The organism is Streptosporangium sp. NPDC002544 (genome assembly GCF_040295965.1).
GTDB lineage: Bacteria > Actinomycetota > Actinomycetes > Streptosporangiales > Streptosporangiaceae > Streptosporangium.
In genome coordinates this window covers 112,438-137,658 of sequence record NZ_JBEOWJ010000007.1, presented here as the reverse complement: position 1 = coordinate 137,658, position 25,221 = coordinate 112,438, and the positions used below count along the sequence as shown (strand labels likewise).

Below are 25,221 nucleotides of genomic sequence, written 5' to 3'. Positions count from 1 at the left end.
AGGGAGCCATGGCAGACCACAATCCATCTCGGCGTTTTATAACGAACGTGATAACGCGCGATATCTGATGAGATTTGTGGTTAAAGCGCAAGTGACCGCGTCATTTCGTTGCGAACGCTCATAGCTGAGAGGCGATCACCCCGCCTAGGGTCGCCTGCCACGGCCACTGTCTCCAGGCCGGGCGGAGGAACGACCATGCGACCTGCTCGACGCGGACTTCTGGCGCTGGCGACCGCGCTTGTCGTCGGACTCCCCTCGACCGCGCACGCCGACCCGGCCTGGGCCTCGGCATTCGGTGACAGGAGCGGCGAGGCAGGCGCGGCGGCCCGGACCGCTCCGGAGGTGAACCCGGCGGGAGGGACCGCCCGGAAAGGGGAACCCGCGAAGAGCAACACCCTGATCACCAGACCGGCGGGCAGGACCGCCTCGGCGGTGAGACCGGCGGTGAAACCGCAGCCGAGCCCGAGCCCCTCCGCCGGCAAGGGAGGCAGGAGCCCATGGGGGCCCTGGCCTGCCGCCAGGCCGGGCGCCGCGCGCGTGGTCAAGGAGACCTGGCTCGGCCCGCGCATGCTCGACCTCCAGATCTCGTCGCCCGCGGTCAACGCGACCCTGCCGGTCCGCGTGCTGGTACCCCAGGGCTGGTCGAAGGGCGCGCGCCGTACCTGGCCGGTCCTGTACCTGCTGCACGGCGGCGCCGACGACTACACCTCGTGGACCCGGATGACCGACATCGCGGGCATGACCGAGGACATGGACGCGATCATCGTGATGCCCGAGGCGGGCCGGGCGGGTAACTACTCGAACTGGTACAACAAGGGCAAGGGAGGCGCACCCGGCTGGGAGACCTTCCACACCTCCGAGGTGCGCCGCCTGCTGGAGACCGGCTACCGCGCGGGGAGCCGCCGCGCCGTCGCGGGGCTCTCCATGGGCGCGTACGGCGCGATGAAGTACGCCGCGCTGCACCGGGGGATGTTCCGCTTCGTGGGCGCCTACAGCGGCGTCATGTCCACCCGCCTGCCGGGCATCCCCGAACTCATCATGAACGCACAGGCCTCCGAGGGACAGGATCCGCAGGCGCTGTGGGGCGATCCGCTCAGGAACCGGGACGTCTGGAGGGCCAACGACCCCGCGGCCCACGCCGGGAACCTGCGCGGCGTGAGCATCTACATCTCCAGCGGCACGACCAGCAGGCTGGGCGAACTCGACCCGCCGGGAGTCCCCTGGAGCCCGGCCCATCTCGGCGAGCCGATCTCCGCCTACACGGCCAGGGACCTGATCGCCAAGCTCCGCTTCCACGGCATCAAGCCCGTGGTGAACCTGTACCAGGACGGCACCCACAGCTGGCCCTACTGGGAGCGCGAGTTCCGCAGGTCCTTCCCGATGATCCTGGCCGCCCTGGGCCTGAAGGCCGCCCAGGACGACGCCTCCGCACCCCGGGAGCAGGAGAACGTCTGGAACCTGCTCGGCGGAACGTGAGAGCCGGATGCGTGGCGGTCGCCGGTCCCGGCCCGACGATCCGCTGCCGTCGACATCATCCGGCGGCGTTCGGCGGGCCCCGGGGATCCGCTTCCCGAAGAGGCGGACACGCGCCGATGACCTGCCCCTGACGGAACGGCCGTCCTCTCGAACCCTCATCGCCGACCCGGTGGCGTGTTGACTCACCGTTGACCAGATAATAACTTTGAGTAGTTGTTCCAACACCCAGCGTGGCGGACGTTCGAGGTCGCGCGTGAACTCCGGCGTTCCGTAACGGACGTCGGACGCGGATCCCACCTCCGGTCTCACGTGCGAGGTCGTCCGGTCGCGTGCCGTCGTATCCCCGCGTATCCCCGCGAAGGGTGACCCGCGGCTCTCGCCTGACCGTCTCGGGGAAGCACGGGAGGCGCGCTCATACAGGAAGAGGCAGCACAGTCAATGAGGAGCGCATCCAGCGGACGTGCCGGGGGCGCGCCGCACGACTCGCGCGGGGCCCGGCATCCGGTGACCGTCATGGCCGAGCAGATGACCGACGTCTTTCTCGACCTTGGTTACCGCATCGTCGAGGGACCCGAGGTCGAGGCCGAGTGGTTCGCCTTTGACGCGCTCAACATGGACGACGACCACCCCGGCCGCACCCCCGGCCGGGCCTTCCACCTCGAAGACCCCGCGGAGCCCGGCGGGAGGTCGGGCCTCGTGCTGCGCACCCGCACCTCACCGGCGCAGGTGCGGGCGATGCTCGGCAGGACCCCGCCGCTCCGCCTGGTCTGCGCGGGCCGCGCCTTCCGTCCCGACGCGGCCGACACCATCCACAGCCCGGTGTTCAACCAGGTCGAGGGTCTCGCCGTCGACCTGGGGCTCACCATGGTCGACCTGAAGAAGACCCTCGACCACTTCGCCGCCGCCGTGTTCGGCAGGGGCACGGTGACCCGGCTCCGCACCCACCGGTCCGCCTACACCGACCCGTCGGCGAAGGTGTACGTGGAGTGCGCGGTCTGCCACGGCGTCCGGGAGGACGTCTCCGAGGACGCCGCCGGAGACGCCGCCGCAGGCCCGTGCGGGACGTGCGGCGGCGGGGGATGGATCGAGTGGGGCTGGTGCGGCACGGTCCGCCCCCTGGTGCTGACCACCTGCGGCGTCGATCCGCACAGGTACGGCGCGTTCGCCTTCGGCGTGGGCGTCGAGCGCACCCTGATGCTCCGGCACGGCCTGAAGGACATCAGCGACATCGTCGGCGGCGACATCCGCTTCCCGCTCGGGATGGACGAGTTCGCCCCCGGCGGCAGGCCCAGGCCCACTCCCCGCCCCCGGAGCACGGCCACCACACGCGCCGTGCCGGCCGCACGGGCCGTGCCCGATCTGGAGATCATCCCGTTGGCCCGAGGCGGCCACGGCAGGAGAGGCCCGCGGGGACGGGAGGCCGGCGGGGGGCTCACCCGCTCGCAGAGCCTGCGACGGCGGATCGGGCACGCGCTGGCGGGGGCGGGGTACGTCGAGACGCCGCGCTTCCCCTTCGTCTGCGACGCCGCATGGGACGCCTTCGGCCTGGCGCCCGACGACCCGCGCCGCGCCACGCTGACGCTCACGAACCCGATCAGCCCGCGCGAGCCGTCGCTGCGCACCACGCTCCTCCCCGGGCTGCTGGCCGCGCTGGGGCTCAACCTCGCCCTGGGAAATCACTACCCGGCGCTCTTCGAGCAGGGAGTGGTCTTCGCACCCCGCACGGGCGCCGACCCCACCCTCTGGCCCCTGGCGGACCACCGCCCCACCGCGAGCCGGCTCGACGCGCTGAACGCCACCGTCCCCGCCCAGCCCAGCCATCTCGCCATCGCCCTGACCGGCGAGTCGTCGTGGGCCCGCGCCGTCGACACCGCGCGGACGGCCGCGTACGTCATGGGGGCCGGCCTGATCACGCGCCCCACCGAGTACGCGCCCTGGCGCCCTGGACGCTGCCTGGAGCTGCTCGTCGGCGAGGCGGTGCTCGGCCACGCCGGCGAGCTGCACACCGCCACGGTCCAGGCCCTGGGCCTGCCACCGGGGACGAGCGTCATGGAGATCGACCTCACCGCGCTGGAACATCTCACCGATCAGGGAGGCACGTGACGTCCTCCCCGCCCGGCCCGGTGGCCATTCGGCACCCGGAAAGCCAGGAGGCCGGGGACTCCCCCGCTCGCCCCGCCCGCCGACCGGGTCTGCCGGTTCGCGATGTCCCGGTGAAATCGGCCTGAGCCGCTTCACCGGGAGGTCGCGGGAGTGTGTCAGACGGCCGCGAGATAGATCTGGCCGAAGGCCTCGGAGAGCTTCTTGAGGTCGGTGGTCACGTCCACCTCGGGGTTGGCCGGGTCGTAGACGGCGGCCAGGCGACGCTGGATCGGGGTGAGCTTCTTCAGCTGCTCCCAGGCGGTCAGCCGGTTCACCGCGCCCTGGGCGTCCTGGACGCGGGTCCAGACGTTCACCTGCTGGGCGGCGCCGTCCTTGACCGGCACCGACAGCCGGGAGGCGATCTGCTCATCGGTCACCTGGCCGACGAGACCGGTCTCCTCCGCGGCGATCTGGGTCAGGACGTCCCACGACCGGGCACGGACCTGGATCCACTGGTTGCGGTGGGCCTGCTCGGCGTCGATCTTCCAGGTGTCGTAGCCGCCGTACAGCAGGCCGGTGTCCAGGGAGAGCTGGTCGACGCGGCCCGCGATCAGCGGGGACTCGATCTTCTCGGGGGCGAGCAGCGGGTACCGCTTGCGCATCTCCGCCTTGCAGGTGTCGTTGGCGCCGCAGGCGAGCTCGGGGACCACGGTGTGCACGCCCAGCCGCTTGCCGGGCGCGGCCTGGCGGAGGGCGTCGGAGGCCGCGGTGACGAACGCGGTGATCTCCGCGTCCGTCTTGAACGTGCTGTTGTAGCCCAGCTGGGAGGTGAACCGGATGCCCGCGACCTCCGGACGCGCGGCAAGCGCGCCGATGCGCTTGACGGCGGCGGTGAAGGCCTCGGTGCCCGCCTTCCAGTCGTCGGCCAGTTCGGTGTCGATCCAGACCCGCAGCTGCTGGGCCTTCGCCGCGGTGATCGCCTGGCCGGCCGGAGTCCGCGCGGCCGCCGCGACGGCGGGATCCTGGGTGCTCGTGGAGGTCGACTTGGCGGCACCGGTCAGTTCGGATCCGTTGACGGTGCCGTCGCCGCCCTCGCCGTGCCCGTCGATCGAGCACTGCTGGCCCGCCTCGCACTCGGGCGCGCCGTCCTCTCCCGCCCCCTCGGGGAGGGGGGAGTTCTCGTCGCCCTCGGCGCCGCCGCCGGGCGGCTCGGGGCAGGCGCCGGCCGAGCAGTCGATGAACTTGCCGCCGATCGGGTTGGCCTCCTTGAGGTGGGCCGCGTCGTCGCTGCCCCAGAAGAGCGCGACGCCGAGGGCCTCCTCCGGCTTGGCCAGCCAGTGACACACGACGTAGGCCGGGGCGTCGGCCCCCATCAGATCGTTGCAGCTGCGGGGATCGTCCTGCGAGTACGCGGCCCCGGGCGTCATGATCCCGACGAGCGCGAGCGCGGCGCCGACGGCGAGGGCCCGGCGCAGAGTAAGTCGCATGTCCTGAACTCCCCGGGTAAAGCTGGTCAAAACGATCGATCCACACTTTACCCAGATCGCAATGGGCTCAACAGCCCCAGTCAAGGACCCACAGGACTTTGATACCTCCCGGCCGATCCGGCGTCCCACGCGGGCAGGAGCCCGGGGCATTGCAGGTAGCCGGAATGCCGGTATCCCGCTGGCGTGAAGCGACAAACGGAGGCTGCCAGCGCAGACGACGGGCGGTGGGGACAACATCATGGTGGTGAGGGCAACCGCCCGGGGAGACGGGGAATCTCCGCCGCGGTGTCGAGTCGATGACGAGACTCCACCACCCTTCTCGAAAGCGCACCAATCGGTGCAGACCGAAACAGGATCTTCATGTCGCCGCACGTCAACGATCTGAGCAGCCGGTTCCACGGGCTCCCAGGGTCGGACGAGATCATTTGTCTCGCCCTGGCGACCAGCGACCTGCTGAAGCGGATGGAGAGCGCCAGGAACCGGATCGACCGGTCTCTGCTCCAGCAGCAGCGATTCGTGTCCGACGCCTCGCACGAGCTGTTCACCCCGATCGCCGGGCTCAGGGCTCTCCTGGAAGAGGCCCGGCTGCATCCCGAGGAGACGGACCTGCACGAGCTGCTGGCGGACACGCTGGGAAACGTCGACCGGCTTCAGAAGATCGTCAGCGACCTGCTGATGCTGGCGAAGGTCGGCACGAACCCGCCGGACGCGTTCGTCAGCACGGACCTGGGCGAGCTGGCCCGCGCTACGGTCTCGCGGCGCGAGGACGACATCCCCGTACGACTTCGGCTCGTCCCCGGTGTCAGGGCGAACGTCGTCGACGCGGAGATCGACCGGCTCCTCTCCAACCTCCTGGACAACGCGCAGCGCCATGCCAGGCGCACGGTGCTGGTCGAGGTGCGCAGGGACGGTGAATACGGCGAGCTGACCGTCACCGACGACGGGGACGGCATCGCCGACGCCGACAGGGAACGGGTCTTCGAGCGGTTCACCCGGCTGGACACGGCCCGCTGCCGCAATCGGGGAGGCACCGGGCTCGGCCTCACGATCGCCCGTGACATCGCCGAAGCCCACCTGGGAACCATCAAGGTGGACGGCTCTCCCCTGGGCGGCGCACGGTTCGTCCTCCGCCTTCCGCTCGCCACCGCCGCACGGCTGGACGACCATGAAGAGACCGCCTCCTGACACCTGTCCGGATGACCGCGGGATCCACCAAGCCCCCGCCCCTGACCGGACGGCCGCCCGTCCAAGCTCCCCCGGACCCGCGGCCGAGTTCCCTCTCCGGCCCGCTCGCCCGATGCCTCCCGGGCGAGCCTGCCCCACCGGCCGGCGGCCGGTGGGGCAGATCCCCCGCTCACCCCGGCAAGGCCGGCCGCGGCCGTCAGCTCTCGATCGGCACCATCACCAGAAGCGACGTCCCCTCCCCCGCGGAACTCGTGATCGTCAGCTTTCCGCCGAGCGTCTCGACGCGGTCCCTGAGCCCGATGAGCCCCGACCCCCCGCCGTACTCGGCTCCCCCGGTCCCGTCGTCGCTGACCGAGAGCCGGACCGTCGCCCCGGTCACGTCGAGGGTGACGCACACCACGGAGGCGTGCGCGTGTTTCACCACATTGGTCAGTGCCTCCGCCGTCGTGTAATAGAGAGCCACCTCGACGCGTTCCGGCAGGCGCGGGACGGAGCCCAGCTGGAGTTCCACCGGAACGGCGGAGCGGCGTGCGAGCGTCTTCAGCGCGGGTGCGAGACCGCCCTTCGAGAGGATCGCCGGGTGGATGCCCCTGGAGAGCTCCTGCAGATCCTCCACGATCCCGGTCAGCCCCTGGACCGCCTGGGACAGCTGCTCCCTGAGCTCGGTCATCCCCGGTGGCACCCCGGCCTCCACCGCGCGCAGTTCGAGCCCGAGCGAGACCAGCCGCTGCTGGGCACCGTCGTGCAGGTCGCGCTCGATGCGCCGGCGGGTCTCGTCGGACGCGGCGACGAGGCGCGCACGGGAGGCGGCGAGATCGGCACGGGCCTGCGCGTTCGAGATGGCGGTCGCGATCAGCTCGGTGAAGTCCCTCATCCGCCCCTCGGCACCTTCGAGCCTTGGCTCCCAGCGGTTGTAGAAGGCGAGCACCACACCCCACAGCGAGCCATCGACGATCACGGGAGAGCCGAGCGCGGAGGTGACGCCCATGTCATGGGCCCACTTCACGATCGCTCCCGAGGCCTCCTCATAGTTCGCTATCCGGGCCGGCCTTCCCGTCCTCAGCACCATGCCGGAGACGAGCGTCTCGTTGATCGGCCACTGCGAGCCGATAGGCATCACCTTCCGCGCGTCCTCCCGGAGACTCCACGAACCCGCCACCGTCGTGTGGTCGTGGTTGTAGCGGCTGATCGACACGTGGTCCGCCTTCATGAGGGAGCCCATCTCGCAGGCGACCGCGTTGAACAGCTCCGTCGAGGAGATGCCCCGCGCCACGAGCGTCGCGACACGCCGCAACGTCGCCTGCTCCTGCGCGATCCTGCGGAGCTCGTCACGGCTGGACGCCAGGACCGCCCTGACGCTCTCGCGATCGCGGGCCGCCCGCAACAGTGCTTCCAAGGAGGGCAGCATCCGGTCGCGCAGGCGTATCCGCACGTCCTCCGGCACGCCGGCGGGAACGACGAGCGTGCCGATCCGGCTGCCGTTCTCCATGAGCGGCAGAGCCTCGTCGTGCTCACCGATGGGGACCTCATCAAGCCGGATCTCCACGTTCGGTGCCCCCAGACCCCGCGCCAGGAGGCGCGAGGCCGGCGGCAGCGCCGCGCTCAGATTCTCCGCACCCAGCAGGATGTGGGCCAGTTGCACGGAAAGGTCCGCTTCGCGGCGACGTTCGTTCGCCTGGACGCCCAGTGAGCGCACCCGCGCCGCGATCAAACTGGTCGCGAGCCCGACGAGAAGGAAGATCGGAAGCGGGGTCCAGCGCCAGTTCTCCCCGGGGGAGAAGGCCTCCAGCGGGGGGAGGGTGAAGTAGTCGAAGGCGATGGCGCTGGCCAGCAGGGTCACCAGTCCCGGCCACAGGCCCCAGACGGCCGAGATCAACAGCACGCCGAGCAGGTAGATCCCGCTCAGGAAACCACCCGGTGTCAAGCGGGACAGAAAAGTGGACAGGACGACTTCCGCCGCGATGCACACGGCGCCGCATACAATCCCCAGCACGAAGGATTGACGCTCTGTGTGCGCCAATGACGACAGCAGCCGCTCGCGCATAAGTACTAAGATACTCGCATGTCAACGGGATATTTCACACTTCGTCCCTGACCGTACCCCGCCTGGCGGACTTACGGCTAATTGTCCAGAGTATTGGGAATTCCTTAACCCTAAAGTAGCCATTCTTTTAATGACAGGTCCGGCGGGAAACAGACCACGAAAGGACGATGGTCGTGTACGAGAACCGGATACGCGTAGCAGTGGCGGACGACGACGTGCTTTTCCGCGAGGGGATGTCGAGCCTCCTGACACGGTCGGGCTTCGAAGTCGTCGGCCAGGCCGGAGACGCGGCGGAGATCCTCCCTCTGGTCCGTGAGCACCGGCCGGATCTCGTCGTCCTCGACATCCGGATGCCCCCGACCCATACGAACGAGGGACTTGACGCGGCCCGGGTGATCCGTGAGGAGTTCCCGGACATGGGGATCCTCCTGCTGTCGGCGCACATCGAGGTGGAGGAGGCGATGGAGCTGCTCGCCACCGGGCACCGGGTCGGCTACCTGCTCAAGAGCCGGGTGACCGGGGTGAGCGACTTCATGGAGACGCTTGAGCACATCGCCCTGGGCGGCTCGATCGTCGATCCGAGCCTGGTGCGGGAACTCATCAGGGCCCACCGCAAGGACGATCCGCTGGAACTTCTCACCACGCGCGAGCAGGAGGTCCTCGCCCTGATGGCCGAGGGACGCTCCAATGCCGGCATAGCGAGCAAACTCTGGATCACCGAGGGCACGGTCGAGAAGCACGTGCACAGCATCCTGTCCAGGATGCGGATACCGGGGACGGAGGACGACCACCGCCGTGTCCTCGCCGTGCTGGCCTTCCTCGAATCCCGCTGACAGGGGGCACCGCCCGGGGGACGGCCGACGTGCCGTGAAGGACCGGTGGGGCCGGTGGTACCGATGAGGCGGCTTGGCGTCGCGGGCCGATCCGGTGGGAGACCCGCGGAACACGCCCCGGGTCAGCTGGAGCCCAGCTTCCCCTCCTCGCAGGCTTCCCGGAGAATGTCGCGGATCGCCGCCCCGGAAAGGGCTGACTTCGACAGGAACGCGATGGCGGGACCGGCCACGATCATGTCCACGAAGTCCCTCTCTGCGTGGGTCGAGATCATGATGATGTGCGGGCGGCTGTCGGGCCGCACCCGCGCGAGCCGCTGAGCGACGTCGAAACCGCTCTCCTCACCGAGATCGATGTCGACGAGCGCGACGTCCGGCCGGCAATCGCTGATCTGCCGAAGGGCCTCTTCGCCCGCGGAGGCCATGCCGACCACGGCGATCCCCTCCCGCTCAAGCAACGCCCGGGCGGCACAGCGGAAGTGATCGCTATCATCGACGATTAGACAACTTATGGCCACACCTCGAGGATCTCAGGGGAGCGGCGTCGGCACATTGCAGCTAGCGGGAAACCCGGGAGGTCGCTGGCATGAGTGGAGCCCCTCCGGCGGGCCACCGCGAACCCCACGCCGTCAGGCCTCAAACGGCCTGAGCACCACCGAATCCCTGACCCGGCGCTGAGCCTTCGGGTCAGGCTCCGAGCGCCTCGCACGCGCGTCCCACTCCGTCCTCGGCCCGCAGCCGCTCCCCCAGCCGCGCCGCCACCGCCCGCGTTCCCGGATCCCGTACGGCATGTGCCACCCGTGCGGCCAGCGCTCCCACGGTGGCCCTTCCGATCGGCAGCGGCGCGGGCCCGGCCCCCAGCGACGCCACCCGTGCTCCCCAGAACGGCTGGTCGGAGAAGAAGGGACAGATCACCCCCGGTATCCCGGCCCGCAGGCCCGCCCCCGTGGTCCCGGCGCCGCCGTGGTGCACCACCGCGGCCATTCGCGGGAAGAGCCACTCGTGATCGATGTCGCCGATGACGAGCATGTCGTCGGCGCCCTCGTACGGCATGCCCTGAAGGACCCCCCGCACCCCGGCCCTGCGCAGCGCCGCCACCACCGTCTCCGCCGTCGCGACCGGGTTGGCCGGAACCATGCTGCCGAAGCCCACGAAGACCGGTGGCGGCCCCGCGTCGAGGAACGCGACGATCTCGGAGCGGGGAGGCAGCGCGCGCTCAAGCGACCAGAAACCGGTCAGGTGCACGTAGTCCGGCCAGTCCCGCGGGCGGCCGACGATCCAGGGGCTGACCCCGCACAGCACCGGCACCCGATCGGCCCGTGCCCGCCGGAACGGGCTGCCCCGCATGGGCCCGAGCTTGAGCACCCGGCCCCGCAGCCGGTTCACCATGCGGCCGAGCAGCAGCCAGCTCAACCCCTCGACCAGCGCGTAGCTGGCCCGGTTACCGGCTCCGCCGAGCGTGCGCAACGGCACCAGCGGGTTGGGGAAGGCCCTGGTGGGCTCGCTGGGCTGGAAGTGCAGCAGCGCGTACGGCATGCCGTACCGCTCGGAGAGATGGTGCCCGAAACCGCCCAGCGCGGGTGACAGGACGAGGTCGGCTCCGGCGCAGGCCGCGTCCACCTCGGCGACCAGGCGCTCGGCGAGCGGTTCCACGATCATGCGAAACCCCCTGGCGAACCCGGCGGGGCCACTCCGCAGCCACGCCTGCCCCTCCTCGGACTCCATGATCTTCAGCGGGTCCACGCTGATCGGGCTGAACTCCAGCCCCGCCTCCTCGACCAGCCCGCCGTAGCGGCCCGCCGCCACGATCATGACCTGGTGCCCCCGCCGGGCGAGCCCGGCGCCGAGCGCGACGCACGGCTGGGTGTCACCCCGCGAACCGAACGCCAGGACCGCGATTCTCACCGGAGCCTCCCAGAACCGACTGCCCGCCGGAACTCACCGGTCCGGCGGCTCATCGGAGCGTCACCAGGCTGATGGCCGCCCCCGTGACGACCAGCCCCGCGGCCACCAGCAGGCCCGTCGAGTAGCCGGCCGTGAAGCTCGCGGAACCGTTGACGATCACTCCGATGATCGCGATGCCGAACAGCCCCGACATCTCCCGGGCCACGCTGAACACCCCCCCGGCCACCCCTGCCCTGGACTCGGGTACGGCACCCAGCACCGCCGACCCCAGCGGCATGGTCAGCGCCGAGCCGATCCCGATCACGCATACCGATGGCAGCAGTTCGGCCCAGCCGTCCCCCGGGCGCAGGAACGCGACGGCGGCCATGCCCGCGGCGACGAGGACGAGCCCCAGCGCCACGGTGCGCGCGGCGCCGATCCGGCGTTCCGCGAACGGCACCAGCGGCGTGACCACGACGACCAGCAGCGCCAGCGGCACGAACGCCAGCCCGGACGCGGTGGGGCTGAAACCGAGCACGCCCTGCAGGAACAGCGCGGTGAAGAAGAAGACCCCGTTGACCCCGAGTCCCCAGAGCACCTGGGCGATCACCCCGCCGGTGAAGGTTCGCGACCGGAACAGCGCGAGGTCCACCATCGGGTCCTCGCCGAGCCTCTCGGCGACGGCGAAGAGCAGGGCGGCGGCCACCGCGAACAGCACCGCGACCAGGATCGGCGGCGAGGTCCAGCCCAGCTCGGCCCCGAAGGTCAGGGCGAAGGTACCCGCCGACAGGACGACCACCGACGACGCGACCCCTGGGACGTCCACCCGGGCGGCCCGCTCGTCGCGCGACTCCGGGATCGCGACGGTCGCGAGCGCGATGATGAGGACGCCGAGCGGGACATTGAGCAGGAAGATCCAGCTCCAGTGGAAGTGCTGGGTGAGATAGCCGCCGACGACCGGCCCCAGGGCGAGCGCGCCCGCCCCTGACGCCATCCAGACGGCGACCCCGACGGACCGCCGCCGCTCGTCGTTGCCGACCGCGACGATCGCCAGCATCGCGGGCAGGATCAGCGCCGCCCCGGAACCCTGCACCAGCCTGGCGGCGACGAGCGCGCCCACCGAGGTGGCCAGCCCCGCCGCGAGGGACGCCGCCGCGAAGACGGCCAGTCCCGCGACGAGCACCCTGCGACGGCCGTAGACGTCGGCCAGCCTGCCACCGGCGAGCATGAAGCCCGAGAAGGTGAGGACGTAGCCGGTGACGACCCATTCGAGCGCCGCCAGCGACGCGCCCAACTCCGCCTGCAGGGTGGGCAGCGCGACCGTCACGACGGTGTTGTCCAGGGTCGTCACGAATCCAGCCAGCCCGATGACCAGTAGCAGCAGCCCTCGCCGCGCTGCCGGCGCCCCTGATGGCGCCCCTGATGGCAACGCGGCGGACGGAGCCGGTACGACCTGTGCGTCCGGTACGGCCCGATCGCTCACTCGTCCACCTCTGTCCACTCCCAGCCGGATCCGTCGGCCTTGGGGCGTACGACCCGCGTGGTCCTGGTGCCCACGGCGACCCAGCCTCCCGCCGGTTCCTCCGCCTCCCGCCTCGCGGGCGCCCTGCCCACGGCCTCCCCCTCACCACGCGGTACGGCAGCGGGGACCGTCGCCCTCCGCTGCACCCCCGCCGGAGGTCGCGGAACCTGGGAGGCCGGAGCCTGGTGTACCGGAACCTGGGAGGCAGGAGCCTGAGAGACCGGAAGCGACGACGGTGACGGGGCCGGGGTCTGCGGAACCGCAGGCGGGGAGGGGGCCGAGGGGGGAGCCTGTGGGGATGCCGGGATCGCCTGCCGGAGCGCCGGAGGAGCCGGCTCGATCGCCCTGGCCACCGGCCGTACCAGCGGCTCCAGCTGGTCGATCAGATGGCTGCTGACCGGCGGCAGGCTCGGTGCGCGGCGCGCGTCCTCCGCCCCCTCCCCGGGTTCCGGCCTCCCCGTCTCCCCAGGTACGGGGGCCGGGTGACGGGGAGACTGTTCCATCGCGTCCCGCACGGTCAGCAGGGGCTCCGGCGGGGACGGCTTCTCCTGCTCCTCGGCCCAGTGCCAGCCGGGACCGTCCAGGTTCGGCTTGATGACCTTCCTGGTCCTCCCCCCGGCCGGCCCGGGTCCGGACCTCGGCGGTGCGGTGGACGCGGCGGCGGGCCTGGCCGCCGGCCGGGCGGGCGGGGGCGGCTCGGCGTCGAGTCCGGGCATGGGGTAGGGATTCGACCGGTTCTGCCGGAAGGAGGCATCCGGGATCCGGGACCGCCAGGGACGTGCCGTACCGGGCTCGGGAGACGGGGTGCGGGACCCGTTGCGCGGTACCGCCGGGTCCGGGCGCGAGCCCCGGGTCTCCTCCCGCGCCGCACGGGCGTTCGACACCGGGACATGCGAGCCCGCGGGCGCCCCTTCAGCGTGGACATACGGGTCCACGGGCGCCCCCCAGGACTCCTCCCCCGCAGCACGAACACCCGGCACCGGAACATGCGGGTCCAGGTGCACACCCCAGGACTCCTCCCCTGCAGCGCGAACACCCGGCACCGGAACATGCGGGTCCATGGACGAGTCCCAGGATTCCCCCTCTGCCACATGGACATCCGGCACCGGGACATGCGGGTCCAGAGGTGAGGCGGGGGACGGGGGAAACTCCTCGGCCCACTGCCAGTCGCCGTCCCGGCCGGTCCTGATGACGCGTACCGGAACGGCGGGGGCGATCGGCGGCGGTTCGGCGGGCGGTGGCGGGGGAGGCCCGGCGGGAACCTGCGGGGAGGTTCCGGCGGCGAGCTGCGGGAGCCGCGGGAAGTGGGCGAGGCGGCGCGCGGGAGCGGCACGGTGGGCACCGGGGGCACCCGCGCGCTCCACCATCACGTACGTGGCGGGAAGCTCGTCCGTGGCGTGCTCGCGGATCTCGATCCGCCGGTGGAAGCCGCGCAGGAAGCTCGGCAGCCACCAGTTGGCCTCGCCCATCAGTCGCATTGTCGCGGGCACCAGCAGCGCCCTGACCAGGGTGGCGTCCACCACGATGGCCACGAACATGCCGACGCCGAGCATCTTGACGATCGTGATCCCGGCCGTGGAGAACGCCCCGATGACGACCAGCAGCAGCAGGGCCGCGCTGGTGATGACCCCTCCGGTCCGCTCCAGCCCGACCGCCACGGCCACGGTGTTGTCGCCGGTTCTGAGCCACTCCGCACGGACCCTGCTGAGCAGGAACAGCTCGTAGTCCATGGAGAGCCCGAACACCACGGCCAGGATCAGCACCGTGATGGTCGCCTCGATGCTCCCCGTCGGGGTGAAGCCCAGGACGCTCGCGAGGTGGCCGTCCTGGAAGGCCCAGACGATCACGCCGAACGACGCCCCCAGCGACACGACGTTCATCAGGATCGCCTTGACCGGCAGCAGGATCGAGCCGAACGCGGCGAACAGCAGCAGGCCCGTCATGAGACAGACCACCAGTGCGGTCCACGGCAGGGTGGCCCGCAGGCTGGCCTGGAGGTCCAGCTGAGCCGCGGTGGGGCCGCCGACGACGACGTCCTGGAAGTTCGGCTCGGGCGGCAGCTCGCGGATCCTGTCGACCAGCGCGCGGGCCTCGTCCGACATCGGGTCCCTGTCGTAGCGGACCGCCAGCCGCACGGCGCCGCTGTTCTGGGAGACGCCGGTGACGTCGACGCCGGTGACGTGGTCGAGCGCCTCCAGCCGCTCGGCGAAGACCTTGACGTCCAGCGGGCCGACCGGGGTGACCGGGGTGATCCCCGAGTTTCCGACGCCGATGGGGCCGCGCTGGGTACCGACCTCGGAGGTGAGCGCGCCGGGCGCCGACGCGGTCATCGGCCCGACCAGGTCGCGCTCGACGAGCACGATGACCTCGATCGGCGCGAGGGCGTTCTTGGCGAACCTCGCGTTGATCTCCTCGGCCACCTGGCGGCTCTCGAACCCCTCCGGCAGTACGCGATGGTCCACGCTGCCGAACCGCGCGTGCGCGAAGGGCGCGGCCAGCGCGACGAGGAGCAGCCCGACCCCGAGGAGGTACGCGACCGGGCGGCGCATCACGCTGGACGCGATGGCGTGCCAGGTGCCGCCCCTGCGACTGCCGAAATCGGGCATGACCTTGATCGCGTCCACCTTCGGCCCGAGCACGGCCAGCAGCGCGGGCAGTACCACGATCGCGGACACCATCGCGACCAGCACCACCGCCGCCGCGCCCAGCCCTATCGAGCGCAGGAACATCTGCGGGAAGAGCAGCAGCCCGCTGAGCGAGGTCGCCACGGTCAGCCCGGAGAAGGCGACGGTGCGTCCGGCGGTGGCGATGGTCCGCACGACCGCCGCCTCGGTGGACGCCCCTCTGTGGATCTCCTCCCTGAAGGCGTTCAGCACGAAGAGCGAGTAGTCGATGGCCAGGCCGAGCCCGAGCATCGTCACGACGTTCAGCGAGAACACCGAGACGTCCGTGACCTCGGTGAGCAGCCTCAGCAGCAACAGCGCCCCGGCCACCGAGAGCAGCCCGACGACCAGTGGCAGGCCCGCCGCCACCAGGCTGCCGAAGACCATGACGAGCAGGACGAGCAGGACCGGCATCGAGATGGCCTCGGCCTGCTGCAGGTCGGCGCCGGTCTGCGCGTTGAGGTCCTTGAGCAGCGGGATCCTGCCGCCGATCTTGACCGTGTACCCGGCGGGCGCTCTGCGGAGCTCGTCCCTGATCTTCTCGTACCCGCTCTGCTTGGTCAGCTGCCCGCCGCGCAGGGTGATCAGCGCGTAGGTGGAGTGCCCGTCCTCGGAGACGAGTTCCCCGGCCTTGGTCGACCAGTAGGTGGTGGTGCTCGCGACCTGCTCGGCGGGCAGTGCGCGGAGCGCTTCCCGCACGTCCTTTTCGAACCGCTCGTCGGTGGCCTCGTACCTGGGATGCGTGTAGAGGGCCACCACGTCGGGTGAGTTGCCGCCGAACCACTTCTGGCTCCACTCGGCGGCCGAGGTCGACTCGGCCCCCGGGTCCTCGAAGCCGCCGTCGGACATCCTGCCGAACAGCCCCAGCCCGAAGTAGCCGGCGAGGACCGCGAACACCGTCCCCAGGACCAGCAGGGACCAGCGCCCTCGGTAGACGGCCCGCCCAAGCGACTCGAACATCAGACGCCGGCACCTTGCCCATCGGCCGAGACCCCATCGGCCGGAAGCGCATCGGCCGGAAGCCCGTCGGCGGGGAAGGCGCCGGGCGGGAACTCGCCGTCCAGGTAGGCCCGCGCACAGGCACGTCTGGCGATCTTCCCGCTGGACGTGCGCGGCACGGCCCCCGCCTCGACCAGTACGAAGTCATGCAGCCGCAGATCATGATTTTTCGTGACAGCGGCGCGGACGTTGGCCGCGATCTCGTCGATGTCCCGCCCGTCGGCCTTCCGTGACCGCTCGGCCACCACCACCAGCCGCTCGGTCTCCTCCCCCGGCACCGCGAACGCGGCCACATGGTCCCTGCGGATGGCCTCCTCGGCCTCCTGCACAGTCACCTCCACATCCTGTGGATAGTGATTGCGCCCGTCGACGATGATCAGGTCCTTGATCCGTCCGGTGATGTAGAGCTCGCCCCCGTGCATGACGCCCAGGTCACCGGTGCGCAGCCAGGTGCCCTCCTCCCCGTCGAGGACGTTGCCGAAGACCTCGGCGCTGCGCTCGGCGTCCCGCCAGTAGGCCCGCGCCACGTTGGGCCCCCGCACCCAGATCTCGCCGACCTCGCCGTCAGGTCTGGCCGTACCGGACGTCATGCCGGACGTCGTGCCGGATACGGAGGCGATGACCACCCGCTGGCCCGTCGGCACCCCGCAGGAGACGAGGTCGCTGACCCGGCCCCGTCCCGTGTGCGGCACCGCGCGCCCCGCGGTCAGCGCGTCGCGGTCGAACAGGGTGACGCGGGCGGGCAGGTCCCGGTCCATCGCGGTGACGAACACCGTCGCCTCGGCCAGGCCGTAGCCCGGGGTGTGCGCCTCGGGCCGTAGCCCGCACCTGGCGAACGCCTCGGAGAAACGGTCGATCGTGCCGCCCCGGAGCGGCTCGGCGCCGTTGAGCATCACCGACACCCCGGACAGGTCGAGCGTGGCCTTCTCCGCCTCGGTGACCCGGCTCGCCGTGTACTCGTAGGCGAAGTTGGGGCCGCCGGTGAACACGTCCTCCTGCCCGGAGAGCATCCGCAGCCAGCGCACCGGGTGCATGACGAACGCCACCGGGTCCATGAACATCGACTGGTTGCCGCCCACGATCGGCGCGGCGATGGTGGCGATCAGGCCCATGTCGTGGAAGAGCGGCAGCCAGAGCGCGGCCGTGGACACCCTGGGGGTGGCGCGGAACGCGGTCCACAACTGCCTGGCGTTGGCCGTGAAGTTGCCATGGCCGATCTCGACCCCCGCCGGGGCACGGGTCGAGCCGGAGGTGTACTGCAGGTACGCCAGGTCGTCGGGGCCGATCGGTTCGGGGTCCCACTCGTCGGCCAGCAGGTCGGAGACCGTGTCCAGGGTGATGATCCGCTTGGGCCGGGGCACGGAGCGGCCGTCCAGGAAGGCGTGCACCCCCTCCAGGGCGGGCGTCGTGGTGAGCACGCACACCGGGTCGGCGTCGGCGTAGGCGCGGATCAGCCGGTCGGCGTGACCGGGCAGGTCCGGCGCGAAGAGCGGTACCGCGACCACCCGGGCGTACATCGCCCCGAGCATCGCGACCACGTACTCAAGCCCCTGCGGCGCCAGGATCGCCACCCGCTCGCCCGGATGCATCACCTCTCGCAGCCGTACGGCCAGCGCCCGTGCCCGTAGGTCGGCCTTCGCCCAGGAGAGCGTGTGCCGCACCCCGTCGCGCCCGGCGGAGTAGTCAAGGAAGGTGTAGGCCGGAGCGTCAGGGATCTCCCGTGCCCACCGCTCAACCTGGGCGATCAGCATCTCGCTCATGCTCAAGGTCCCCTCGCCGAGGTACAGGGACCTAGCAACTTACGTCAGGGGTATCTCGCAATTCTTGCCAAAGCACTCCACATTCCCGGCTGCCGGTTATTACCGGCATGACAACTGATCACCAATCGATCTGACCGCTCGTGCGAACCTGGCCGGACCCCGGATCCCCTGTCACAGATCCGTCCGACCGCTCGCAGGCGGGCCCCTGGCGGGGACCCGCTCGTGCAGGCCGAAGCGAGGCTCGGGCTCCCCGGCGCCATCGAGGATCTCCGCGACGTACTCCGCCGGGGCCGGAGCGTGCTCGCCTTCGGCAGGGGACGTACCGGCCGGTGCCGGGGCGGCGGCGATAATCGGGGCATGGTTCCAGCCCAGTGGGTGTCCTAGATGCCGGCCGAATCCTCGCAGACCCTGGAGCGCGGCCTGCGGCTGCTCCGCCTGCTCGCCGACGGGCGCCGGGGTCGTACTCCCACGGAGCTGGCGGCCGAGCTGGAGCTGAGCCGCCCGGCGGTGTACCGCCTGCTCACCACCCTGCAGGGCGAGGGCTTCGTCCGCCGGGACAGTGCCGGGCGGGTCCACCTGGGCTTCGGGGTTCTCGTCCTGGCCCGTGCCGTGCAGCCGCTACTCCGGGAGGGCGCTCTGCCCACCCTGCGCGGGCTGGCCGAGGAGGTGGGCGCGACCGCGCACCTGACGGTGGCCGAGGGCGACGAGGGCCTGGCGGTGGCGGTGGTCGAGCCCTCCTGGACGAACATGCACGTCGCCTACCGCGAGGGGTCCCGCCACCCGCTGACCCGGGGTGCCGCCGGGCTGGCCATCCTCGCCCTGCGCGAGGGCCGCACCGGCTACCAGGTCTCCGAGGGGCAACTCCAGGAGGGCGCCCGGGGTGTCGCCGCCCCGGTGCCCGGCGTCCCCTGGCTGGAGGCATCGGTGGGCGTGGTCGCCTTCACCCCCCTCGACCAGGACTCCGTCGGTCCCCGGGTGGCCGCCGCCGCCGCCGAACTGTCCGGCTCGCTCGCCTGACGATCCGACGGATGTGATCCCTTTCCGCTCCGCCCCGTCCGGCCCATGTGCCTGGCGGTTCGGTGGACGTGGTCCCCTTCCCCTCGCCCCGAGATCCATCATCCCGAGCAGTCCGCTTGGCCTGACGGTTCCGCATATTAAATACCGCAATAAACGACAAACAATGACGAGAGCGGCATAGGACCGACAAGATGGCAAAATAGAGATCTTCCCCCACTGACGCCAGAGAAAGAGCCTCCGTGTCCGACGAGACCTCCCCGCACGCCTCCGACCGGCGGCCGGCGACCCCGATCGACTCCGGTGTGGCCCACTCCGCCCGGATCTGGAACTACTGGCTCGGCGGCAAGGACAACTACGCCATCGACCGTGAGATCGGCGACCAGTTTGTCGGGATATTTCCTGAAATCGTGGATATTGCCCGCTCGTCCAGGGCGTTTCTCTCCCGCGCTGTCGAGTACATGGCCGGTGAGGGCGGGATCCGCCAGTTCCTCGACATCGGCACCGGGCTGCCCACCGTCGACAACACCCACCAGGTCGCCCAGCGGGTGGCCCCGGACGCGCGCATCGTCTACGTCGACAACGACCCCATGGTGCTGACGCACGCCCGCGCCCTGCTGACCGGCACCGCCGAGGGCGCGACCGAGTACATCGACTCCGACCTGCGCGACCCCGACGGGATCCTGAAGGCGGCCCAGGCCACCCTGGACTTCGACAGGCCCGTCGGGCTCATGCTGATGAACATCCTGGGGCACATTCCCGACATCGACGAGGGCCGCTCGATCGCGCGCCGCCTGCTGGCCGCCCTGCCCTCCGGCAGCTACCTGGCGGTCGCCGACGGCACCAACGTCATCAACGGCGAGGAGTTCGAGAAGGCCATCGCCATCTGGAACGAGGCCGGCTCGGTCCCGTACATCCTGCGCAGCCCCGAGCAGATCGCGAGCTACTTCGAGGGTCTGGAACTGGTGGAGCCCGGCGTGGTCTCGTGCCCGCTCTGGCGTCCCGGACCGTCGATCGTCGGCGGCCTCCGCGAGGTGGACGAGTTCTGCGCCGTCGGCCGCAAGCCCTGATGCGCTGAGAGACGCTCTGTCGCCGGAGCAACCGGGGCCCGCTTCCTCAGCGGGCCCTTCTTTCATGTTCGGCCTCCCTCCTGACGGCCGAGGTGCGGTTCTCCAGGCCCCGCACCGACCGGCGGAACGCGCGACAGCCCCGGGCTCTCCTTCTCCACCGCCGTTACGCCCGGCTGTCAAGCCGTCCGGCACACCGGGAACCGGCGGACGACGTTTGACATCCATCCCGCCCTGACAGATGGTTGTTCGTATAAAGGACACGAGTGTCCGATAAGCGGACAGAGCGGGAGAAGCGGATGCCGTACTACCGGGTCGTGGGGGAGATACCTCGCAAGCGGCACGTGCAGTTCCGGCGGCCCGACGGCGGGCTGTACGCCGAGGAGCTGATGGGTGAGGAGGGGTTCTCCAGCGACTCGTCGCTGCTCTACCACCGCCATCTCCCCACGGCGATCCTCAAGGCCGAGGCCGTCGAGCCCACCGAGGCCGGCAGGCTCGTCCCCAACCTGCCGCTCTCCCCCCGTCACCTGCGCACCCAGGACCTGCCGGTCGGAGGCGACCTGGTCACCGGGCGCGGGCTGCTCGCCGGCAACGCCGACGTCCGCATGTCGTACGCCGCGAGCGAGACGCCCAGCGAGCTCTACCGCAACTCCATGGGCGACGAGTGCGTCTACATCGCGAGCGGACGGGTCAGGTTCGAGTCGACGTACGGGGTGATCGAGGCCGGGGAGGGCGACTACGTCGTCATCCCCACCGGGACCATCCACCGCTGGGTGCCGCAGGGCCGCGTCACGGCGTTCACCATCGAGGCCGCGGGGCACATCCGCCCCCCCAAGCGCTACCTGTCCACCCACGGCCAGTTCCTGGAGCACGCCCCCTACTGCGAGCGCGACCTGCGCTCCCCCGGCGAGCCCCTCATCGTCGAGGGCGAGGAGGTGCCGGTGCTGGTCCGCACCCGCGGCGGGCTGACCCGGCTGGTCTACCGCAACCACCCGTTCGACGTGGTCGGCTGGGACGGCTGCCTCTACCCGTACGCGTTCAACATCAACGACTTCGAGCCCATCGTGAAGCGCACCCACGCCCCGCCGCCGGTGCACCAGACCTTCGAGGGCCCGAACTTCGTGATCTGCTCGTTCTGCCCCCGGCCGCTCGACTTCCACCCCGACGCGGTCCCGATCCCGTACAACCACCACAACGTCGACTCCGACGAGCTGATGTTCTACGCGGGCGGCGACTACACCGCGCGCAGGGGCTCGGGCATCGACATCGGCTCGGTCTCGCTGCATCCGGCCGGGTTCACCCACGGCCCGCAGCCGGGCGCCGTCGAGGCGGTCATCGAGGCGGTCGGGCAGGGCCACACCCAGACGAGCGAGCTGGCCGTGATGGTCGACACCTTCCGTCCCCTCGACCTCGGCCCCGCCGGCCTGTCGGTGGAGGACCCCGGCTACGCGTGGACGTGGGCCCGTTGACGGGCGGGTGCCCGGCGGCGGGTTCGGCTGCCACGGTCGGCCCGAGCACGGACCCCGCCTCCTCGGCCACCCCGAGTACAGGTGCGGGGCGGACACGGTCACGGGATCGCCACTGGGTATGGGCAGGGCCATGGGTACAGACATGAACACGGACCCGGGAATGGGAACGGCGGCGCTCTTCCGTGGGCTCGTCGACGACGCCGGACTGTTCCCGCCGACCGGGCTGCCGATGACCGAGGCCCTGGAGCGGCACAGGAACGACCTGGCCGGCAACGATCCGGTGCTCACCCACCGGTTCCTCTGCCCGGCCGGCCGCCTGGCGGAGCTCCGCGACCACCTGACCTTCCCGATCCGGCTCGGCCTGATCATGGACACCCCCGCCCTCCCGCCACTCGACGGCCTCACCGTCGAGCTGGTCGAGGTGCGGCAGGCGCCGGACGAGACGCCTCAGGCCGTGTCGGAGCGGCTGGCCGACGGGCTGCCCGCCGGGGCCAGGCTCTTCGTCGAGGTGCCCCTCGACGGCCGTGGGCCCCTGCCGCGCGACGGCTCGGGGCCCGGCCTGAAGTTCCGCTGCGGCGGACTGACCGCCGACGCCTTTCCCAGCGCCGTCGACCTGGGCGCCCTCATCGCGCACTGCGCGGAGTACGGCGTGCCGTTCAAGGCGACCGCGGGCCTGCACAACGCGGTCCGCCACTTCGACTCCGCGCTGGGCGTGGACCGGCACGGCTTCCTCAACCTGGTCCTCGCGGTCTGCGCGGCCACCGAAGGCCACGATCCGGTGCCGGTGCTGAAGCTGACGGACGTCGGCGAGTTGGTGCGGCTCGCGCGGGCCGTTCCCCAGGAGACCGCGACGCGCGCCAGGAAGCTGCTGGTCTCGTACGGATCATGCAGCACGAGCACCCCGATCGAGGACCTGACGGCCCTGGGCCTCGTCGCCCGGCGCCCGAGCGTGACCACCCGCACAACGAAGGAGAGCAAGTGATGGCTTGGGGCCTGGAGAACCTGCCCTACGGAGTCTTCTCCCGCCACGAGGGGGAGACCCCTCGCGTCGGCGTCCGGTACGGCGATCAGATCGTCGACCTGGCCGGGGCCCTGCACGACGAGGTGTTCGCCACCGGATCGCTCAACGCCTTCATGGCCAGGGGCCCGGTCGCCTGGCGCGACACCCGCACCCTGATCCAGAACAAGCTCCGCACCGACCTGCCGGTGGTCGAGCCGCACCTCGTCCCGCTGGAGGAGGTGACGCTGCACCTGCCGATCGAGGTGGCCGACTACGTCGACTTCTACTGCTCGCTGGAGCACGCCTCCAACCTGGGCCGGATCTTCCGCCCCGACGAGGAGCCGCTCAAGCCGAACTGGCGGCACCTGCCGGTCGGCTACCACGGCAGGGCCGGGACCGTCGTCGCCTCCGGCACCCCGATCACCCGGCCGTCCGGGCAGCGCGGCGCGGGGGTCTTCGGCCCGTCCGTCAGGCTGGACATCGAGGCGGAGCTGGGGTTCGTCGTCGGCACCCCGACGGCCCTCGGCGACCGGGCCGGACGCTTCGAGGACCACGTGTTCGGCGTGACCCTGGTGAACGACTGGAGCGCCCGCGACATCCAGGCCTGGGAGTACGTCCCGCTCGGCCCGTTCCTCGGCAAGTCCTTCGCCACCTCGATCTCACCGTGGATCACCCCGCTCGCCGCCCTGTCCGAGGCCCGCGTCGAGGGCAGGGCGCAGGATCCCGAGCCGCTCGGCTACCTGCGCCGCGAGGAGCCCTGGGGGCTCGACCTGCGGCTGGAGGTCGCGGTGAACGGCGAGGTCGTCTCCCGTCCCCCGTACCGGGACATGTACTGGACGCCGGACCAGATGCTCGCCCACATGACCGTCAACGGCGCCGCGCTGCGCACCGGCGATCTCTACGCCAGCGGCACGATCTCCGGCACCGGGCCGGGCGAGCGCGGCTCGCTGATCGAGCTGACCTGGAACGGGACCGAGCCGCTCAAGCTGCCCGACGGCTCCACCAGGTCGTTCCTGGAGGACGGGGACACCGTTACGATCACCGCGACGGCCCCGGGACCCGGCGGAACCGTGATCACTCTGGGCGAGGTGTCGGGAAAGATCGCACCCGCGAGGCAGGAGCGTCGTGATCGATCCTGACAGGCGTCGAGCAGAAGACATACGGTAGGGAAAGGAACCTCCCCGACGTCCGACCCGTTGAAAAAGGCAGGAGGGCCGGAGCATGGATTACTGGGTCATCTGGCTGATTCTGGCGGTCGTGCTGGTAGTCGCCGAGATCTTCACCCTGACCACCGCTCTCGGCCTGCTCGGGGGCGCCGCCCTCATCGCCTCCGTCGCCGCCGGTCTCGGACTGCCGCTCCCGCTCCAGCTCCTGGTCTTCGTCGCCTCCCTGGGCGCGGGGGTGGTCGCGATCCGACCCGTCGCCAGGCGCCATCTCAAGGGGCTGCAGCCCCGGAGCCAGCGGTTCGGGATCCAGGCGATCGTCGGCAAATCCGCGTACGTGCTGCGCGAGGTGACCGGTCAGGACGGCCGGGTGCGGATCGGCGGCGAAGAGTGGTCCGCCCGAGCCTACGACGAGACCTTGGTGATACCCGCCGGGGCTACCGTCGACGTCATCGAGATCGAGGGCGCGACCGCTCTCGTGTATCCCCGGGAGTGACTCATGGACGCTCTGCTCATAGCCGGGCTTCTCATCGTCCTGCTGGCGGTGTTCACCGTGGTTCGCTCGGTGCGCATCGTCCCGCAGGCGCGGGCCCGCAACGTGGAGCGGCTCGGCCGCTACCACAGCACGCTCAAGCCCGGTCTCAACTTCGTGATCCCGTACATCGACCGGGTCTATCCGATGATCGACCTGCGCGAGCAGGTCGTCTCCTTCCAGCCCCAGCCGGTGATCACCGAGGACAACCTGGTCGTCGAGATCGACACGGTCCTGTACTTCCAGGTCACCGACCCCCGGGCGGCGGCGTACGAGATCGCCAACTACATCCAGGCCGTCGAGCAGCTCACGGTCACCACGCTGCGCAACGTCGTCGGCTCGCTGGACCTGGAGATGACGCTGACCTCGCGTGACACGATCAACAGCCAGCTCCGTGGCGTGCTCGACGAGGCGACCGGCAAGTGGGGCATCCGGGTCAACCGGGTGGAGATCAAGGCCATCGACCCGCCGAAGAGCATCAAGGAGGCGATGGAGAAGCAGATGCGCGCCGAGCGCGACAAGCGCGCGGCGATCCTCAACGCCGAGGGCCAGCGGCAGTCGCAGATCCTCACCGCCGAGGGTGACAAGCAGAGCGCGATCCTGCGGGCCGAGGGTGACCGGAGCGCCGCGATCCTCAAGGCCCAGGGCCAGTCCCAGGCCATCGACGAGGTCTTCCAGGCCGTACACCGCAACGACCCCGACCCCAAGCTGCTGGCGTACCAGTATCTCCAGGTGCTGCCGGAGCTGGCCAAGGGCCCGAACAACACCTTCTGGGTGATCCCCAGCGAGGTCACCTCGGCCATCCAGGGCGTCTCCAAGGCGTTCACCGAGGCGCTGCCGCAGTCGGCCGCCACCCGCGAGGCCCCCGCGATCAGCGAGGACACCGCCAGGGAGACGGCCAAGGCCGAGCAGGCCGCCGCCGAGGCGGTCGCCGAGGCCGCCGAGGCCGATCTGGGTCCCCGCCAGCTCAACGCGGCCCCGCCCCCTCTGCCCACCGACGGCCTCTCGGTTCCCCAGGAGGAGCACCACCGCACCACTCCCTGA

At 70.9% G+C, this 25,221-nt stretch carries 18 protein-coding genes; 11 read left to right on the top strand and 7 right to left on the bottom strand.

Annotation, left to right across the window (positions count from 1 at the left end; genetic code table 11):
- The first annotated feature begins 195 nt into the window (after positions 1-195).
- Together ABT061_RS12695 and ABT061_RS12690 are read left to right on the top strand one after the other, a co-directional pair.
- Positions 196-1,476 (top strand): alpha/beta hydrolase, encoded by a 1,281-nt coding sequence (locus ABT061_RS12695; RefSeq protein WP_350915782.1) that lies wholly within the window; start codon positions 196-198, stop codon positions 1,474-1,476.
- Between the two features lie 438 nt (positions 1,477-1,914).
- A complete protein-coding gene (locus tag ABT061_RS12690; protein WP_350915780.1) occupies positions 1,915-3,579 on the top strand; it encodes a tRNA ligase subunit PheS family protein in 1,665 nt (554 codons plus the stop codon).
- A 155-nt stretch (positions 3,580-3,734) separates the two neighbouring features.
- On the opposite strand, the gene ABT061_RS12685 is transcribed toward ABT061_RS12690, so the two are convergent.
- Positions 3,735-5,045, bottom strand: coding sequence for a hypothetical protein (locus ABT061_RS12685; RefSeq protein ID WP_350915778.1), 1,311 nt, complete (start codon positions 5,043-5,045; stop codon positions 3,735-3,737).
- Between the two features lie 360 nt (positions 5,046-5,405).
- On the opposite strand from ABT061_RS12685, the gene ABT061_RS12680 reads away from it, so the two are divergent.
- Positions 5,406-6,230 carry a sensor histidine kinase gene (locus tag ABT061_RS12680; protein ID WP_350915776.1) on the top strand — a complete coding sequence of 275 codons (825 nt, stop codon included), beginning with the start codon at positions 5,406-5,408 and terminating at the stop codon, positions 6,228-6,230.
- Positions 6,231-6,426: 196 nt separating this feature from the next.
- On the opposite strand, the gene ABT061_RS12675 is transcribed toward ABT061_RS12680, so the two are convergent.
- Positions 6,427-8,274 carry a sensor histidine kinase gene (locus tag ABT061_RS12675; RefSeq protein ID WP_350915774.1) on the bottom strand — a complete coding sequence of 616 codons (1,848 nt, stop codon included), beginning with the start codon at positions 8,272-8,274 and terminating at the stop codon, positions 6,427-6,429.
- 167 nt (positions 8,275-8,441) lie between these two features.
- Between ABT061_RS12675 and ABT061_RS12670 the strand changes: the two genes are divergently transcribed.
- A complete protein-coding gene (locus ABT061_RS12670; protein WP_350915772.1) occupies positions 8,442-9,107 on the top strand; it encodes a response regulator in 666 nt (221 codons plus the stop codon).
- 122 nt (positions 9,108-9,229) lie between these two features.
- On the opposite strand, the gene ABT061_RS12665 is transcribed toward ABT061_RS12670, so the two are convergent.
- The 5 genes from ABT061_RS12665 to ABT061_RS12645 all read right to left on the bottom strand — a co-directional run bounded on the left by ABT061_RS12665 (position 9,230) and on the right by ABT061_RS12645 (position 17,932).
- A complete protein-coding gene (locus ABT061_RS12665) occupies positions 9,230-9,622 on the bottom strand; it encodes a response regulator (protein WP_350915770.1) in 393 nt (130 codons plus the stop codon).
- Positions 9,623-9,791: 169 nt separating this feature from the next.
- A complete protein-coding gene (locus ABT061_RS12660) occupies positions 9,792-11,009 on the bottom strand; it encodes a glycosyltransferase (protein WP_350915768.1) in 1,218 nt (405 codons plus the stop codon).
- 49 nt (positions 11,010-11,058) lie between these two features.
- Positions 11,059-12,471 carry an MFS transporter gene (locus ABT061_RS12655; RefSeq protein ID WP_502991435.1) on the bottom strand — a complete coding sequence of 471 codons (1,413 nt, stop codon included), beginning with the start codon at positions 12,469-12,471 and terminating at the stop codon, positions 11,059-11,061.
- Positions 12,468-16,133 carry an MMPL family transporter gene (locus ABT061_RS12650; RefSeq protein ID WP_350915766.1) on the bottom strand — a complete coding sequence of 1,222 codons (3,666 nt, stop codon included), beginning with the start codon at positions 16,131-16,133 and terminating at the stop codon, positions 12,468-12,470. Before ABT061_RS12650 ends, ABT061_RS12655 begins: the two co-directional genes overlap by 4 nt.
- The gene (locus ABT061_RS12645) at positions 16,133-17,932 is read right to left on the bottom strand and encodes a fatty acyl-AMP ligase (protein WP_350915764.1); all 1,800 of its coding nucleotides are present in this window, start codon (positions 17,930-17,932) and stop codon (positions 16,133-16,135) included. The genes ABT061_RS12650 and ABT061_RS12645 overlap by 1 nt, the downstream gene beginning before the upstream one ends.
- A 384-nt stretch (positions 17,933-18,316) precedes the next feature.
- On the opposite strand from ABT061_RS12645, the gene ABT061_RS12640 reads away from it, so the two are divergent.
- The 7 genes from ABT061_RS12640 (at position 18,317) to ABT061_RS12610 (ending at position 25,221) form a co-directional block, all read left to right on the top strand.
- Entirely contained in the window at positions 18,317-18,949 is a 633-nt protein-coding gene (locus ABT061_RS12640) for an IclR family transcriptional regulator (RefSeq protein WP_350915762.1), read from the top strand.
- A gap of 239 nt (positions 18,950-19,188) precedes the next feature.
- Entirely contained in the window at positions 19,189-20,016 is an 828-nt protein-coding gene (locus ABT061_RS12635) for an SAM-dependent methyltransferase (protein WP_350915760.1), read from the top strand.
- Positions 20,017-20,312: 296 nt separating this feature from the next.
- Complete coding sequence (locus ABT061_RS12630) at positions 20,313-21,482, top strand: homogentisate 1,2-dioxygenase (protein WP_350916153.1); 1,170 nt, start codon at positions 20,313-20,315, stop codon at positions 21,480-21,482.
- 142 nt (positions 21,483-21,624) lie between these two features.
- A complete protein-coding gene (locus ABT061_RS12625; RefSeq protein WP_350915758.1) occupies positions 21,625-22,464 on the top strand; it encodes a hypothetical protein in 840 nt (279 codons plus the stop codon).
- Positions 22,464-23,621 (top strand): fumarylacetoacetase, encoded by a 1,158-nt coding sequence (fahA, locus tag ABT061_RS12620; protein ID WP_350916151.1) that lies wholly within the window; start codon positions 22,464-22,466, stop codon positions 23,619-23,621. The genes ABT061_RS12625 and fahA overlap by 1 nt, the downstream gene beginning before the upstream one ends.
- 82 nt (positions 23,622-23,703) lie before the next feature.
- Positions 23,704-24,141: an NfeD family protein gene (locus ABT061_RS12615; RefSeq protein WP_350915756.1), complete on the top strand. Its 438-nt coding sequence runs from the start codon at positions 23,704-23,706 to the stop codon at positions 24,139-24,141.
- Positions 24,142-24,144: 3 nt separating this feature from the next.
- Positions 24,145-25,221, top strand: a complete 1,077-nt coding sequence (locus ABT061_RS12610; RefSeq protein WP_350915754.1) for an SPFH domain-containing protein — start codon at positions 24,145-24,147, stop codon at positions 25,219-25,221.

Coding starts and splice junctions, on each gene's coding strand:
- ABT061_RS12695 (WP_350915782.1), top strand. CDS start 196: ATGCGACCTGCTCGACGCGGACTTCTGGCGCTGGCGACCGCGCTTGTC.
- ABT061_RS12690 (WP_350915780.1), top strand. CDS start 1,915: ATGAGGAGCGCATCCAGCGGACGTGCCGGGGGCGCGCCGCACGACTCG.
- ABT061_RS12685 (WP_350915778.1), bottom strand. CDS start 5,045: ATGCGACTTACTCTGCGCCGGGCCCTCGCCGTCGGCGCCGCGCTCGCG.
- ABT061_RS12680 (WP_350915776.1), top strand. CDS start 5,406: ATGTCGCCGCACGTCAACGATCTGAGCAGCCGGTTCCACGGGCTCCCA.
- ABT061_RS12675 (WP_350915774.1), bottom strand. CDS start 8,274: ATGCGCGAGCGGCTGCTGTCGTCATTGGCGCACACAGAGCGTCAATCC.
- ABT061_RS12670 (WP_350915772.1), top strand. CDS start 8,442: ATGGTCGTGTACGAGAACCGGATACGCGTAGCAGTGGCGGACGACGAC.
- ABT061_RS12650 (WP_350915766.1), bottom strand. CDS start 16,133: ATGTTCGAGTCGCTTGGGCGGGCCGTCTACCGAGGGCGCTGGTCCCTG.
- ABT061_RS12645 (WP_350915764.1), bottom strand. CDS start 17,932: ATGAGCGAGATGCTGATCGCCCAGGTTGAGCGGTGGGCACGGGAGATC.
- ABT061_RS12640 (WP_350915762.1), top strand. CDS start 18,317: ATGCCGGCCGAATCCTCGCAGACCCTGGAGCGCGGCCTGCGGCTGCTC.
- ABT061_RS12630 (WP_350916153.1), top strand. CDS start 20,313: ATGCCGTACTACCGGGTCGTGGGGGAGATACCTCGCAAGCGGCACGTG.
- ABT061_RS12625 (WP_350915758.1), top strand. CDS start 21,625: ATGAACACGGACCCGGGAATGGGAACGGCGGCGCTCTTCCGTGGGCTC.
- fahA (WP_350916151.1), top strand. CDS start 22,464: ATGGCTTGGGGCCTGGAGAACCTGCCCTACGGAGTCTTCTCCCGCCAC.
- ABT061_RS12615 (WP_350915756.1), top strand. CDS start 23,704: ATGGATTACTGGGTCATCTGGCTGATTCTGGCGGTCGTGCTGGTAGTC.
- ABT061_RS12610 (WP_350915754.1), top strand. CDS start 24,145: ATGGACGCTCTGCTCATAGCCGGGCTTCTCATCGTCCTGCTGGCGGTG.